Annotated in this window: 9 protein-coding genes; 7 read left to right on the top strand and 2 right to left on the bottom strand. The window is 61.9% G+C overall.

Annotated features, from left to right (window positions below; translation table 11 throughout):
- Window positions 1-93: 93 nt before the first annotated feature.
- Genes bcsB through ACFPN2_RS04745 form a run of 3 tightly spaced genes read left to right on the top strand, consistent with a single transcriptional unit; the run spans window position 94 to window position 6,283 of the window.
- A complete protein-coding gene (bcsB, locus tag ACFPN2_RS04755) occupies window positions 94-2,361 on the top strand; it encodes a cellulose biosynthesis cyclic di-GMP-binding regulatory protein BcsB (protein WP_380595478.1) in 2,268 nt (755 codons plus the stop codon).
- Between the two features lie 26 nt (window positions 2,362-2,387).
- Entirely contained in the window at window positions 2,388-3,500 is a 1,113-nt protein-coding gene (bcsZ, locus tag ACFPN2_RS04750; RefSeq protein ID WP_380595477.1) for a cellulose synthase complex periplasmic endoglucanase BcsZ, read from the top strand.
- The gene (locus tag ACFPN2_RS04745) at window positions 3,482-6,283 is read left to right on the top strand and encodes a cellulose synthase subunit BcsC-related outer membrane protein (RefSeq protein WP_380595476.1); all 2,802 of its coding nucleotides are present in this window, start codon (window positions 3,482-3,484) and stop codon (window positions 6,281-6,283) included. The genes bcsZ and ACFPN2_RS04745 overlap by 19 nt, the downstream gene beginning before the upstream one ends.
- Before the next feature lies 1 nt (window position 6,284).
- On the opposite strand, the gene bcsG is transcribed toward ACFPN2_RS04745, so the two are convergent.
- Both bcsG and bcsA read right to left on the bottom strand, forming a co-directional pair.
- The gene (gene bcsG / locus ACFPN2_RS04740; RefSeq protein ID WP_380595475.1) at window positions 6,285-7,862 is read right to left on the bottom strand and encodes a cellulose biosynthesis protein BcsG; all 1,578 of its coding nucleotides are present in this window, start codon (window positions 7,860-7,862) and stop codon (window positions 6,285-6,287) included.
- On the bottom strand, window positions 7,862-10,411 hold the full coding sequence (gene bcsA, locus ACFPN2_RS04735; protein ID WP_380595474.1) for a UDP-forming cellulose synthase catalytic subunit: 2,550 nt from the start codon (window positions 10,409-10,411) through the stop codon (window positions 7,862-7,864). Before bcsA ends, bcsG begins: the two co-directional genes overlap by 1 nt.
- Window positions 10,412-10,625: 214 nt before the next feature.
- Here bcsA and ACFPN2_RS04730 point away from each other — a divergent pair, with 214 nt between their 5' ends.
- The 4 genes from ACFPN2_RS04730 to glmS are packed head-to-tail and all read left to right on the top strand — an operon-like array spanning window position 10,626 to window position 13,908.
- Window positions 10,626-11,018, top strand: coding sequence for a hypothetical protein (locus tag ACFPN2_RS04730; protein ID WP_380595473.1), 393 nt, complete (start codon window positions 10,626-10,628; stop codon window positions 11,016-11,018).
- Window positions 11,018-11,713 carry a class I SAM-dependent methyltransferase gene (locus ACFPN2_RS04725; protein ID WP_380595472.1) on the top strand — a complete coding sequence of 232 codons (696 nt, stop codon included), beginning with the start codon at window positions 11,018-11,020 and terminating at the stop codon, window positions 11,711-11,713. The genes ACFPN2_RS04730 and ACFPN2_RS04725 overlap by 1 nt, the downstream gene beginning before the upstream one ends.
- 38 nt (window positions 11,714-11,751) lie before the next feature.
- Window positions 11,752-12,066: a hypothetical protein gene (locus tag ACFPN2_RS04720; protein WP_380595471.1), complete on the top strand. Its 315-nt coding sequence runs from the start codon at window positions 11,752-11,754 to the stop codon at window positions 12,064-12,066.
- Between the two features lie 21 nt (window positions 12,067-12,087).
- Window positions 12,088-13,908: a glutamine--fructose-6-phosphate transaminase (isomerizing) gene (gene glmS, locus ACFPN2_RS04715; RefSeq protein WP_380595470.1), complete on the top strand. Its 1,821-nt coding sequence runs from the start codon at window positions 12,088-12,090 to the stop codon at window positions 13,906-13,908.
- Window positions 13,909-13,998: the final 90 nt, after the last annotated feature.

Below are 13,998 nucleotides of genomic sequence, written 5' to 3'. Positions count from 1 at the left end.
GCCGCCGTCTACGATTACTTCCGGATTGGCAACCTCTTGCGCAGCCCCTAAGGTCGTGCCGGGACTGAGTCCCGGTAGCGCTTGGGAGCGTAGATGCCTGAGGTCGGATCAGTAATAACGCGTATTAGAAACGACTGGTTTGTCACACTCCGGCAAGTCATACACGCCGCCTCGGTCAGCCTGCTGGCTCTGGCCATCGTCAGTCCTGCACAAGGCAGCGAGCCGCCGCCGCTAGCAGCGCCGCGACGTATCTCGTTCGCCGAGCTGGGCGCGCCGCCGTTGGAACTGCGGGGCACTCAGCCTACCGGCACGCTCAATATCGGCGTGCGGGGCGATGAGGTCATTGCCTCCGCCAAACTGCGGCTGCGTATGACTTACTCGCCCGCGATGCTTCCACAACTGTCCCATCTTCGGGTCAGCCTCAACGGGCAAGTACTCGCAGCTCTACCGCTCTCGGCCGAGCAGGCGGGACGGGAGATCGAGCGCGAAGTGGTGCTCGACCCGCGTTACTTCAGCGACTACAACCAACTGCGCTTCGACCTCGTCGGTCATTACACGATGGAGTGCGAAGACCCGAGCCACACCTCCTTGTGGGCCACCTTGAGCGCGCTGAGCGAGCTGGAGTTTGCAACCACGCCGCTCGAGCTGCGTAATGAACTGGGTTTGTTACCCGCGCCGTTCTTCGATCGACGCGACAATCGCCGTCTCACTTTGCCGATCGTGCTGCCCGAGCAGCCCTCGAGGGAAATCGTGCGCTCGGCCGGAGTGGTTGCGTCCTGGTTCGGCGCGCTTGCCGACTATCGCAGCGCTCGTTTTCCTGTCTCGTTCTCGGCCCTACCCCAGCAGCATGCATTGGTGTTTGCGACCAATTCGGCGCGGCCCGCGCATCTGCAGCTTGGCGATGTGTCGGCGCCGACCGTGAGTATCATCGATCATCCAGGGAATCCCGCGCTGAAGCTGTTGGTGTTTCAAGGCAAGGACGAAGCGCAACTTCGCCAGGCCGTCGAGGGCGTGGTGCTCGGCAGTCCGGTGTTGAGTGGATCGCAAATCACGGTGACCGCCATCGAGTCTCCGAAACGCGAGCCGTATGACGCGCCACGTTGGTTGCGCACTCATCGACCGGTCAAGCTCGGTGAATTGGTCGATGCGCCTCAACAGTTGCAGACCGGCGGCATCGCGCCCGAACCCATTCGTATCAATCTGCGCTTGCCGCCCGATCTGTTCACGTGGAATCAGCCGGGCGTGCCGATGGACCTGCGTTATCGATACACCCCGCCGCGTGAACGTGACAGCTCCTCATTAAATGTGAGCATCAACGAGATGCTGTTGCGCTCTTATCCATTGCGTCCGGAAAGCGGCGACGATGGCGCACGCAAAGTGCTCGTGCCGTTACTGGACAGCGGCACAGTTCAACACAGCGAGGAGTTGCGCATCCCGGCCTTCCATCTGGTCAGCAATAACCAGCTGCAGTTCCGTTTCTCGCTCGATCCGCAACGCAAAGAGCCCTGCGATAGTGTGCCGGGCGAGCAGGCCCGTCAGGGTATCGACCCGGACTCAACCATCGATTTCAGCGGCTTCGCGCACTACACCGCCATGCCCAATCTGGCGTTGTTTGCTAACGCCGGCTACCCGTTCACGCGCCTCGCCGACTTGTCTGAAACCGTCATCGTGCTCTCGGATACGACGCAAGTCAGCGCACTGGAGCAATTGTTCTTTCTGCTGGGCCGCATGGGCCGTCACACCGGCGCGGTGGCCCTTTCTTATGAGCTGTTGAATGCCGAACAAGCGAAGCAAGCCAAGAACGCCGACGTGCTCATCTTGAGCGGCGAAGGCGCCGCGCCGCTGTTGACCGAGTGGCAGCAGAATCTGGCGCTGGCCATCAACGGCGATCAGCGCAAATTCCAGGAGCTGTCGGTCGCCTCGCGTTTCGACAATTCCATCGCAATCGATCGCCCGCCGTCGAGCGGCGGCAACGTGCAACTCACCGCCAATGGCTCGCTCGGCGCATTCATCAGTTTTGAATCGCCGCTGAGCTCCGACCGGACCGTGGTGGCGCTGGCGGGCAATGACAGCCAGGCTGCCCAAGCGCTCCTGACCGCGCTGGAAGACGATGGCAAAGTGCCTTTGATCCTCGGCGATCTGGCCATCGTGCGTGGAGACACCGTACAGAGTTACCAGGGCGACTCGGTCTACTATGTGGGCTCGCTGTCGTTATGGAAGCGATTGTGGTTCCACCTGTCGCAGCACGTGGTGTTGTTCACGCTCGTGGCTTTGGCGGTCGTGGTCGTGGCGGCAATGCTGCTGTATGGCGGACTGCAGCGACGCGTCGCGCGTCGCCTCGCCGCCAGCGGCTCGCAGTGACCGCCCGGCTGCTGTTCGGGGTGCTCATGCTAAGCACTTCATTGTTACTGACGGACAGCGCCCTGGGCGCTGGCGTGAAATGCGACGCCTGGCCAGCCTGGCAACGTTTCAAGTTGCTGTACATGAGTCACGACGGTCGGATCATTGACGCCAGCACCGAAGCTCAGATCACCACATCGGAAGGCCAGTCGTATGCATTGTTCTTCGCGCTGGTCAGCAACGATCGCGAGGCCTTCGACCGCATCCTGCGCTGGACTCATAACAATCTGTCCGGCAGCCAGCTGGAGAAAATATTGCCGGCGTGGAAATGGGGTCGGGCCGACAACGGCACCTGGCACGTGCTCGATAGCAACTCCGCCAGCGATGCCGATCTGTGGATTGCCTATACGCTCGGCGAAGCGTCGCGACTCTGGCATGAACCACGCTATGCTGCCCTGGGCGCGGAGATCGCAACAAACATTCTGCGACGGGAAGTGGCGACGGTGCCCGGCCTCGGCACGGTGTTACTACCGGCTCCAATTGGCTTTGTGACAGAGGACAGCTGGCGCCTGAATCCCAGCTATTTGCCCTTGCCCCTGCTGCGCGGCCTGGAGCGGCAAACCAAAGACCCCCTTTGGAACCAGATCGCCGACTCCTCCGAGCAAATCATTTTGAGCTCGGCGCCGAAAGGATTCGCGGCCGACTGGATCGAATTCACTCGCAACGGTTTCACGCCCGATCGACGCACTCATGGCATCGGCAGCTACGACGCAATCCGCGTTTATTTGTGGGCCGGCATGTTGCCTGCCTCCGATCCAGCGCGTGACAAGATCGTCAACGCACTCAAGCCGGTCCTCGACAGCGTCGCCAAGCGCGCTACGCCGGTTGAAACAGTGGATATTCAAACGCTCGAAATGCGTGGCGATGGCCCGCCCGGGTTCTCGGCGGCCCTGCTGCCCATGCTGGCCAACGCCCGAATGACCGCCGCGCTACAAACGCATCGTCAGCGGGCCGCGGACAACTCGTTACAAGGAAATCAAAGTTATTACAGCGACGCATTGACGCTGTTCGGGCTGGGCTGGCTGGAGCAGCGCTATCGTTTCAATCGCTCGGGCCTGTTGAGCGTGCGCTGGACTCCCGCATGCGATCGGCCGCACTAACGATCGTTTGTCTGCTTCTGCTCGGACGCGGCGCCCTCGCTGCCGAACCCTCCATCGCCGGCGACGAGCTGCTACAGAGCGCACGCCTGTGGGAATCGCGTCAGCGTGGCGATCTGGCGCGGCTGGCGCTGGAGAAGCTGGTCACGACCCGACCCGATGCTCCCGAGGCTCTGCTCGAGCTGGGCGAGCTCCATTTGCGCATGTCGGATTTCGCAGCCGCGGATCAGGTCTTAAGACGCATGGAAGATCGTTTTCCCAAGTCGACCGCGACGCAGTCCCTGAGTATTCAATATCGACTGGCGACCCGGGATCGGCTGCAATGGCTCTCGATACAACGCCTGGCCGATCTGGGCAAAGGTTCCGAAGTGCGTCAGGAGCTGCAACGTTTGTTTCCTGACGGCGCTCCGGAAGGCTCCATCGCCATTGAGTACTACCGACTGCTCTCGATCACGCCCGGCGGCCAAGACGAAGCACTTCGCGGGCTGCGCTCGCTAGCGGCCAAACATCCGAGAGATCCGCGTTATCAGAATGCGCTTGCGAATATGCATCCGGTTGTCGCCGCCAAGGCAGCAGCCAAGCGCTCGGCGGCGCGACCGCGCCCTGCTCCCCGCGCTGTTGCGACCACGCCGTCAGTTAGTCCTGAAGCCCTCGCTGACGCAACTGACTGGGAAGCGCGCAGTCGGGCGGCCACCGCGGCTCAACAGTTGCAACTCGCCTCACTTCAGCTGCAAGCCGCGTCGTCTCTTCGCACCGGCGACTTCGAGTCTCTGATTGGTATCGCCGATCGGTTGGAATCGCTCGGATTCGCGCATCAAGCGGGCGAGCTGTTGACCGTCGGCAATCGCCTCGCGCCGGAGTCCACTTGGTTGCTCGAAACCCGCGTTCGTTGGCTCGTCGCGCACGACGAAGCGAATCAAGCCTTGCAACTCATCGACGCACGCTCGCTCGATGACAAGTGGACCGCCGCCAAACGAGACGAGCTGCGAGCCACCGCCCTGGCCGCACGAGCACGCGTCGCTGTCGCCGCTTCCAATGAAGATGCAGCTATTGGCGATCTCACCGAAGCGATCGAGCTGCAGCCCACCGATCCCTGGACGCGGCACCGTCTTGCGAGCCTGCTGGCTCGTCGTGGCCAGAAGGAACAAGGACGCGAAGTGATGGACGCTGGGGCGGCACTCGCGCCCACGAATCCCCAGATGCGATTCGCGCAGGCCCTGTACTTGGAAACCATCGATGACGCTCGACAAGCCGTCGCAGCCATCGAAGCCGTTCCACCGGAAAGTCGCGACACGGACATGAACGCCGTGCGCGATCGTGCGCAGCTGACCGTCGTTCGTGAGCTCATCGACTCTGGAGACACTGCGCAAGCGCGCTCGCTGTTATCCGACGTCCGCGCACGCGCCAATCCCGACGACCTGGGCGTACAACTCAACATCGCCTATCGCGAATGGCAACTCGGCGACGAGCGAGCGACCGCCGAGATTACCGATCGCCTGGCTCAACTCGCCCCGGAGCGGGCCGACGTCGCGATGCTCGCCGCACGCGCCAAGTATGCTCAGCGTGCATTCGGTGCCGCGCGCGATTACTTCAAACATGCCGAGACCGTCGGCGATGCGGCCACTGTTTTGTCGGCGCGACAGACGCGGGAGCAAATCGAGAATCGGTTGCACAACTGGATGTCGGTGGGTGCCGAGATGCGCCACAAGCCTGGAGACGACGGCATCTCCAGCTTCGATGCGCGAGTGATCTCCTCACTATGGCATCACGCTGTCGACTATGAACGACGCGTGTGGATGCAGGCGGATGCAGTGAGCATCGACGCTGGTAGATTGAGCGCTGACTTCGACGACGCTGCGGACTTCGGCTCAATCCGGGCCGCAGGACCGAACGCCGCTCGACACTACACTAACGACAGGCAAGATGGCGTCGCCCTCGGCGTCGGCTATGTCACCGACAACTTTGCCGCCGATATCGGCAGCACGCCGCTCGGATTCGAGTTACACCACATGGTCGGCGGCGTGGAGTGGCGGCCGGATCTTCCTGAAGTTTCCATGTCACTCGGCTTCTCTCGACGAGCCGTTCGCAGCAGCGTGTTGTCGTATGGCGGGATGCGCGATCCCATCAGCGGCGTACGTTGGGGCGGAGCTGTGCAGACAGGGCCTTATGCCGACGCCGGCCTCTATCGCGAACGTTACTCGATCGCCGGTGCCCTGCGTTTCAGCGAGATCACTGGCGAGCACATCCCGGACAACAAATTCCTCGGTGCACGAGCCGCCGGGGACTGGAAGTTCTTCTCTCAACCGTATGCGAACGCTTCCCTGGGCCTGGCCCTCAACTACTGGCAGTACGACCACAACCTGCAGAACTACACGCTGGGTAACGGCGGCTATTACAGCCCGCAGTCTTATGTGAGCGTCACCCTCCCGCTCGAAGTGTGGGGCGAATATCGGGATTGGAGTTATCGCGTGCGCGGCTCCGTGGCTCACTCACAAAGCAAGACTGACACCATCTCGATTTATCCGACGGACCCGGCGTTACGAAGCGCGGTGAGCTCAGCCGTCTTCCAAGGCGACAGCAGCAGCGGCAGCACGAGCTTCTCCGCCTACGCCGCGGTTGAGCGCCAGCTTTCAGCGACGTGGATCATCGGAATGAAATTGGATATCGACCGCGCGGACTACTACGACCCGACTGTGTTCTCGATCTATCTTCGACACACGCTCGCGCCCTGGACAACGCGCATCGCCGTGCCGCCGCGCCCGATTCAGCCGTACAACGACAAGTAGTTCACTCCCTTCCCGCATCCCACGCGGTCCACTCGCCGCTCGGCATGCGCACCATGCTGGTATCGCGAATCTGTAGCAGCGTCGTTCCTTCGTTCTGCGCCACTGCATCGGTCTGCGGCAGATTCTGCGTGTACGAGCTCACATGCAGATCCTGCTTCGCGAAGGGATTGTCGGCGATGAACCGCGACAACAACTCACTGACCGCAAGATAGCTGGTCGGCGACGACACGCGCTGCTGTACATCCGCCGCATCGCTATTCGCATTGACCAACAACACACCCACCGGCACGCGGGTGATCGCACGCGTCGGCACTTCGCGTAACCCAGGAATCTGGCGGCGATCGCCCCGCACGGCCGCGCCATGCTCGGGAATGAACATCACGACCACTCGTCGGCCCGACGCCTGCAAGTCATCGAGAAAGCGGCGAATGTCACTGGAGAAGCGCGTCATGCGAGCTTCATAGGTGGACCCGGTACGTCCGGCGCCGTCGACGCGATTACCGTCGTGCAAGCTGATGCTGTTGTAGTAAAGCGCGACTCGCGTCGTCTCATCGCTGAGACGCTGATTCCACCAGCGCGACAGCACCGCGTAGTCGTCGTAGATCGGCGAGCCGTCGAACGCATGCTGAGTGACCGGCGCGTTGGTATGAGGCAACGGCTCGGCGGGAAAGCCGCCATGCACGCGCACGTCGCTGAAGAAATCGCCGAAGTGACCGTCGTGATTCATCAGCCATTGCGGCTCGAAGCCCACGCGCTGCAGGCCGTCGATCAACAGGCACTCCTTCTTCGGCGGCTCGTACAACTCACGCTGCTCGACCTGACCGCAGTTCGCGCGCAGCAGCCGAATCGCCGCCGGACCGCTATAGCTCGCGCCCGAACTGAACTGGTCGAACACAATATTGAAGCGATGTAACAACGGATCTTCGTTGTCGCGCACGAAGTCCAGATCGTCCCAGGACAGCGAGCAGACGTGCAGCAGGATGATGTCGTAAGGCGCATCGTCGCCCGCCAGCGGCGAGAAGCGCACTTGTCGCTGCTGTTCCTTCGCGTAGAACTCGGCCAGCATCGTATTGAGCGCGTCGGCGCGCATGTTGCGCGGATCGATGACTGCCGCGGCTTGTGCCGGCCTCGCGGCCTGAGGGACGTTGGCCATCGCCGGCTCCAACGGAAAATGCGCTTCGGGCTGTACCAGAATGATCAGGATCGCGATGAAAACGAACGTGCTGAGCCGCAACTTCCGACGCGCTAACGCATACACGAACCCGAACACCACCAGACCGAGCAGCAGCCGCCAGTTGATGAAGCGCTGGGCCAGCTCCCACAAATAGTCGGGCGTGAAGTCCTTCAGAAAATTGGTTTGCTCCAGCACGCGCGCGAACGGCGGCAGCCAGGAATCGTGATACAGCAGCAGGATGCCGAGCGGGATCGCGATCAGATTCTTGGTGAAGCGCTGGCGTGGATTCTGGGGCGGCAGCGCGGTGAAGATCGCGAATGCCAGATTCCACCAGGGATTGAAGCCAATGTAGCCCAGCGCGAACAAGCCGAACTTGGCGAAGAAATAGGCGCTCCACAATCCCATCAGCTCACCGCCCGTTTGCGTACATCGTTGTGCCACCAGGCGACCAGCGCGTTGTGCACGCTTTCGAACAAGCGCAGATAACCGGTCGCGCCAAACGAGAACACTTCAGCCAGGCTGGCCAGCGGACGATCCGGCTCGGCGCCGCGATCCCAATCCGCCCAGGCGCCCGGCGCCGCAAACGTGCAGCGGACATAGCGCGCTTCATCCTCGATAGACATCGGCAGCAGCTTCAATCCGACGTGCACGCCTCGTACGACGGCCGCTTCGACCGGGAACCGGAAGTCACAATCGTCGCTGACCAGCTCGACGGTGAGCACATCGCCGCGTCTGACGGAACCCGGATTCAGCAGCTGAACGCCCAAGCCTCCCATGGAGAAATCTTCGGTTTCGCACCCGATTCGAGTGCCATCCGCGGCGACCAGCATCGCGGGCATTGACTTCACTACTCGATGCGCGCCGCGCACCTGACGCGTCTCGGCAGCCACACCCAGCACGGCGCCCAGCAACGTCAGATTGAACAGCGTCCAGATCAGATTCACGACCACGGTCGCCGCTTCAAAGGAATTCCAGAACAGCAGCCGTGGAATGGCGATCAGCGCACCGATCATGTTCAACAACACCAGCACCAGATACGGCGCCGAGATGCGCCAGTCGAAGAAATCGTGCTCGATCAGTCCGCCCTTGGCCGTGACATTGAACTTGCCGAGCCGCGGATTGATCAATGCCACCGTGGTCGGCAGCGCGATGTACCAGGACAGCACCGCTTCATACGCTTCATTCCAGAACGAATGGCGGAAGCGTCCCTGCAGATGCGAGTTCGCGATACTCGACTGCACCAGATGCGGGAGCGCATAGGCGCCGAGCGTCACGGCGGAGGCATTGATAATGTGCAGCTCGAAGAACAAATACGTGAGGGGCGATGTGAGAAAGATCAGCCGAGGGATGCCCGAGAAGAAATGCAGCATCGAGTTGGAGTAGCACAGCCGCTGAAAAAAGCTCAGTCCGCGCCCCAGTAATGGATTGTCCAGCCGGAAGATCTGCGCCATGCCTCGCGCCCAGCGAATGCGCTGACCGATGTGCCCCGACAGACTCTCCGTCGCCAATCCACCGGCGAGCACCTGGCGTAGGTACGCGGTGGTGTAGCCGCGCCGATGCATCTTCAATGCGGTGTGCGCGTCTTCGGTGACGGTTTCAACGGCGATGCCGCCCACCTCCTCCAACGGTCCACGACGCAGCACCGCGCACGAACCGCAAAAGAACGTCGCATTCCAAAGATCGTTGCCGTCCTGGATCAACCCATAAAACAAGTTGCCCTCGTTGGGCACGCGACGGAACGTGCCGAGATTGCGCTCGAACGGATCGGGCGAAAAGAAATGATGCGGAGTCTGGAGCATCGCGCACTTCGCATCGCGCAGGAACCAGCCCATGGTGGTCGTTAGAAACGTGCGCACCGGGATGTGATCGCAATCGAAGATGGCGACGAACTCGCCTCGCGTGAGCTTGAGCGCGTGATTGAGATTGCCGGCCTTGGCGTGAAAATTGTTGCCGCGGATGATGTACTGCGCGCCGCAAGCCTCGGCGAATTCCTTGAACTCGCCGCGACGGCCGTCGTCCAGCACATACACTCGCAACTTATCCGGCGGCCAGTCCAGATTGAGTGCCGCGAGCACCGTGGGCTTCACCACTTTCAGCGGCTCGTTGTACGTCGGAATGAAAACATCCACGGTCGGCCAACTGCTGCGATCCATAGGCAGCGGTGCCGGCTTGCGCCGTAACGGCCTCGCATTCTGGATATAACCGAGTACCAGCACGACCCACGTGTAGCACTCCGCCGCCAGCAGTCCCATGCCGAGGAACGCCTCGAGCGGCGAATCCAGATCGGTGGTCTGCGTCAGTCGCCACCAGATGTATCGCGACGACGCGAGTACCGAGACACCCATCAGAATGATGGCGGGGCCGTACCCGGTGAGCTGGCGCGTCAACAATGTGAGCACCCACATCGCCACCAGCACGATTGCTTGCTGCCCCAGACTCAATGGCGTGGTGGCAGCGACGATGAATACAACAACAATGCTCGCGATCAGCGCGTGACGAACGGCCCCATGCAAGCGTGAGAATGCCCGACTCAACGCCAGCGACGCGCTCTCGAGCTTCTGCGAGCTCGACCAGGCGAGCGGCATGATGTAGGGATAGGCCGCCTGATGTAACAGAGTACGTATCGAGGGCGGACGACCGCGCCTGGCATCTGCCGCATACGTCTCGGGCTTCGACCAATATGCGCGCGGAGGATCGACGAGCAGCAGGCTGAGGACCCACGAGCGCACGCTGCTCGGATTCGTCACCCGCAATTGCCGGGCCAGCGCGAATACGACCGGCCGAATGTAGCGAATAACCCATTGCGGCCAGGGGCGCGCCTGTTCCGCCGGCAGTACGATGAGATGCCACAACCAGCGCCCGAACGCCTGGCCCCAGCCGACTTCCAGCGGCCGCCCTGGCGGCGTGCGCGGATGGAAGCGGGAGACCTGAATGGTGTCGTTCGGATTCAGCACGAAGGTTCGCGATCCGCCTGGCTCGTCCTGGGTCGGCGGGGAGAATAGCGACGCGCGCTGTTCCGGTGCAGCGGGTATTTCCACAGCATGCTGGATTTTCAAAGCCCCCGCCCCCACACGGGAACCATCGCTGGTCGCGGGACATCTATCCCTCGATACTGTAATCATGAGCGACCGAACTGCCGCTCACCCTTTGACGCCCGGGTAACTCACGATGACGTCGCGCTCTTCTGGTGCAGCTGTCGCCTCGCATTACGACGACATGCCGTTGTCGCTGGTGCTGTTTCGCTATCTGTGGCCCTTCTGGTTGTTCAAGGACGCCAGCCGCGGCGATCGCATGACCCGCGCGGCCGCTTACCGCCACAACCGCAGTATGCGAATCTATCTGCCCGGCTATCTGATGAAATGGATGCTCAGTTGCGTCACCGCGTTCGCCATCGCCGCTGGCTTCGGCTCGCTCTCGACGGCGCAGGCCGCGAGCGCGACCGGCTCGCTGGACGTGTTCGCCATCATTGCCGCCGGCTGGGGCATCATCTTCGCGTGCAGCATCTGCGTGCTGTTCCTGACCAGCTACATTTATTTGTATTTGAGCCGCAACGACGCCTGATGCGATCGCTGCTGGCAGTCCTGTTGTTGTTCAGCGGGGCTCTGGCTTGCGCCGCTCCTCCTTACGAGACTCGCGCCGAACACGATCCCGATGGCATCGGCAAGTTCTATCTCGGCCGTGAGATCGCCCACGTCATGGGCCCAGGCGGCGTGCCCTGGCTGGAACGGCCGGAACGTGAAGTTGAAGAGCGGCCGCAGCTGACCATTGACGCGCTGGAAATCAAGCCCGGACAGACCATCGCCGATCTCGGCGCCGGCTCCGGTTATTACAGCTTTCGAATTGCGCCCTTGGTGGGCGAGCGAGGCTCGGTGTTCGCAATCGATGTCGAGCCGCGGATGCTTAGGATTATTTCCGAGCGCGCCAAACGGGACGGCATCAAGAATGTCACCACCGTGCTCGGCACACCCAGCGATCCCAATCTCGAGCCGAACAGCGTCGACCTGTTGTTCATGGTGGACGTGTATCACGAGCTGGAGTTTCCTTTTGAAGTCATGACCAAAGTGCGTGAGGCGCTGAAGCCGGGCGGCCGGGTCGCACTCATCGAATATCGCGCCGAAGATCCGGCCGTCATGATCAAGCCGGTCCACAAGATGACCGAGCGACAGATCGTCCGGGAGCTGACCGCCGCCGGTTTCCGGCATCAGAAGACCGTCCGCACCCTGCCCCTGCAGCACCTCGTCCTGTTCCAGAAATAGCGTTATCCTTGCCCGATATCGGGCAGGATTGTTGGGAAATGACGCACGAGTCGGCAGACTTCGCCTCCGCATCGGATTCGAAGGGGGCGCAGGACGACATGAGCGAGTTGGTCGACTATCTGGCCCGCTCCAGCCGCCTGACACCCCAAGAAGCGGCCCGGCTGGTCAACGAAGTTCTGGCCTTCATGAGCGAAGTGCCCGAGGACTTCGTCCGCCGCCGCCATCTCGCCCTGCAATCGCAGGGCCTGTCGAACCGTGCGATTTATCTGCAGATCAGCGACGAGCTGGCCGGACGACGTTTTCGCGCACCGGAGTACAGCGAGCGGCAGATCCGCAGAATCATTTACGGTTGATTCGCTTCGGAAGGTTTACTCATGTGCGGCATCGTCGGTTATATCGGCAAGCGCGAGGCGGCGCCGATTCTCGTTGAAGGCCTGCGACGGCTCGAATATCGCGGCTACGACTCGGCAGGCATCGCCTGCGCACGCAACGAGAAGCTCACGGTCTTCAAGAGCAAGGGCAAAGTGCGCGACCTCGAGCGCTCGTTGCCTGAGCGACTGAAAGGAACAACAGGCATAGCCCACACCCGCTGGGCAACGCACGGCGAACCGAGCGATCGGAACGCGCATCCACACACCGATACCAGCGACCGCTTCGCCATCGTTCACAACGGCATCGTGGAGAATGCCGCGCAGCTTCGTTCGAAGCTTCAGGCCAGCGGCGTGACCTTTCGATCGGATACCGATTCCGAAGTGCTGGCCCATCTCATTGCCGCCATGCCTGCCGACACCCTGGAAGGCCGGGTTCGCGGCGCGCTGCGCCTCATCACTGGCACTTACGGACTCGCTGTTATCGACGCCGAGCGGCCCGAAACGATTGTGGTCGCCCGCAATGGCAGCCCGGTCGTGCTCGGCATCGGCGACCGTGAAATGTTTGTTGCCTCCGATCCTTCCGCGCTCGTGCGACACACGCAAAGCGTCGTGCATCTGGACGACGGCGAAGTCGCCGTGGTCCGCGCCGACGGCTTCGAGACATCGACGCTCGATGGCGGCGCCACCGCCAAGAAACCTTCGACGATTCCCTTCACCGACGAATCGTTCGACAAGGAAGGCTACTCGCACTACATGCGCAAGGAGATCGCCGAGCAGCCCGAGTCGATCCGTCGCACGCTGAGCGGTCGACTCGACACGCGTTTCCAGACAACTCACATCGGCGGCTTGGAAATGGCGGCGCGCGAGCTGCTGGAAATCCGTCGCGTGAAAATTCTTGGTTGCGGCTCGGCGTACATCGCCGGCTGCGTCGGCGCGCATCTGATCGAGCAATTGGCTCGCGTGCCGGCGCATGCGGAGCCTGCGTCCGAGTTTCGTTATCGCAATCCTGTGATCGAGCAAGACACGCTGTACATCGCCGTCTCTCAATCCGGCGAGACCTTCGACACGCTCGCAGCCGTGCAAGAAGTGAAACGCAAAGGCGGCCGCGTGCTGGGCATCGTCAACGTCGTCGGCAGCACCATCGCACGCGAATGCGGACGCGGCATCTATTTGCACTCCGGCCCTGAGATCGCGGTCGTGTCGACCAAGACTTTCACGTCCACTGCCGTCGCCTTCGCGCTGCTCGCCATTCATCTCGGCCGCATCCGCGACATGTCCACCGCCCACGGCGCTCGCCTGCTCAAAGCGCTGGAAGCGTTACCTTCGCAGGTTGAAGAGATCCTTGCGATGGAACCGCACATCGCGAAACTGGCGAAAGAACTGGCGCCCCACGAAAGCGCCTATTTCGTCGGCCGCGCCGCCGGCTATCCGGTCGCGATGGAAGGCGCGCTGAAGCTGAAAGAGATCAGCTACATTCACGCCGAAGCCTACCCCGCCTCCGAGCTGAAACACGGCCCCCTCGCCCTCATCAGCCCGGAGACCCCGACCGTGGTGATCATGCCCCGGGACGATCTATTCCCAAAGAACATCTCCACCCTCGAAGAAATCCGCGCCCGCAGCGGCCCGATCTACGCCATCACCCACCGCGGCGATCCCCTGCCGGTCGCGGTGAACGGCGTCATCGAAGTCCCGAAATCCGAGCCTGAACTGGACCCGCTGTTATTGAATATTCCTCTGCAACTGCTCGCCTATCACGTGGCGCTCGCCAAGGATCGGAATATCGACCAGCCGCGGAATCTGGCGAAGTCGGTGACGGTGGAGTGAGGGGGAACCGGTCACAATCTGTGACCGGTTGATCGCCGCCACCAGAAACGCAACCCCTTACCCTGAATAGGAACGAAGTGTTCGCGATAT

The sequence above is a fragment of the Steroidobacter flavus genome (genome assembly GCF_042651805.1).
GTDB lineage: Bacteria > Pseudomonadota > Gammaproteobacteria > Steroidobacterales > Steroidobacteraceae > Steroidobacter > Steroidobacter flavus.
This window is presented reverse-complemented; position numbering and strand designations above follow the sequence as displayed.

Bases quoted from the DNA above. Each gene is read 5' to 3' on its own strand.
- bcsB (WP_380595478.1), top strand. From the start codon at position 94: ATGCCTGAGGTCGGATCAGTAATAACGCGTATTAGAAACGACTGGTTT.
- ACFPN2_RS04730 (WP_380595473.1), top strand. From the start codon at position 10,626: ATGACGTCGCGCTCTTCTGGTGCAGCTGTCGCCTCGCATTACGACGAC.
- ACFPN2_RS04745 (WP_380595476.1), top strand. From the start codon at position 3,482: ATGCGATCGGCCGCACTAACGATCGTTTGTCTGCTTCTGCTCGGACGC.
- ACFPN2_RS04720 (WP_380595471.1), top strand. From the start codon at position 11,752: ATGACGCACGAGTCGGCAGACTTCGCCTCCGCATCGGATTCGAAGGGG.
- glmS (WP_380595470.1), top strand. From the start codon at position 12,088: ATGTGCGGCATCGTCGGTTATATCGGCAAGCGCGAGGCGGCGCCGATT.
- bcsZ (WP_380595477.1), top strand. From the start codon at position 2,388: ATGCTAAGCACTTCATTGTTACTGACGGACAGCGCCCTGGGCGCTGGC.
- ACFPN2_RS04725 (WP_380595472.1), top strand. From the start codon at position 11,018: ATGCGATCGCTGCTGGCAGTCCTGTTGTTGTTCAGCGGGGCTCTGGCT.
- bcsG (WP_380595475.1), bottom strand. From the start codon at position 7,862: ATGGGATTGTGGAGCGCCTATTTCTTCGCCAAGTTCGGCTTGTTCGCG.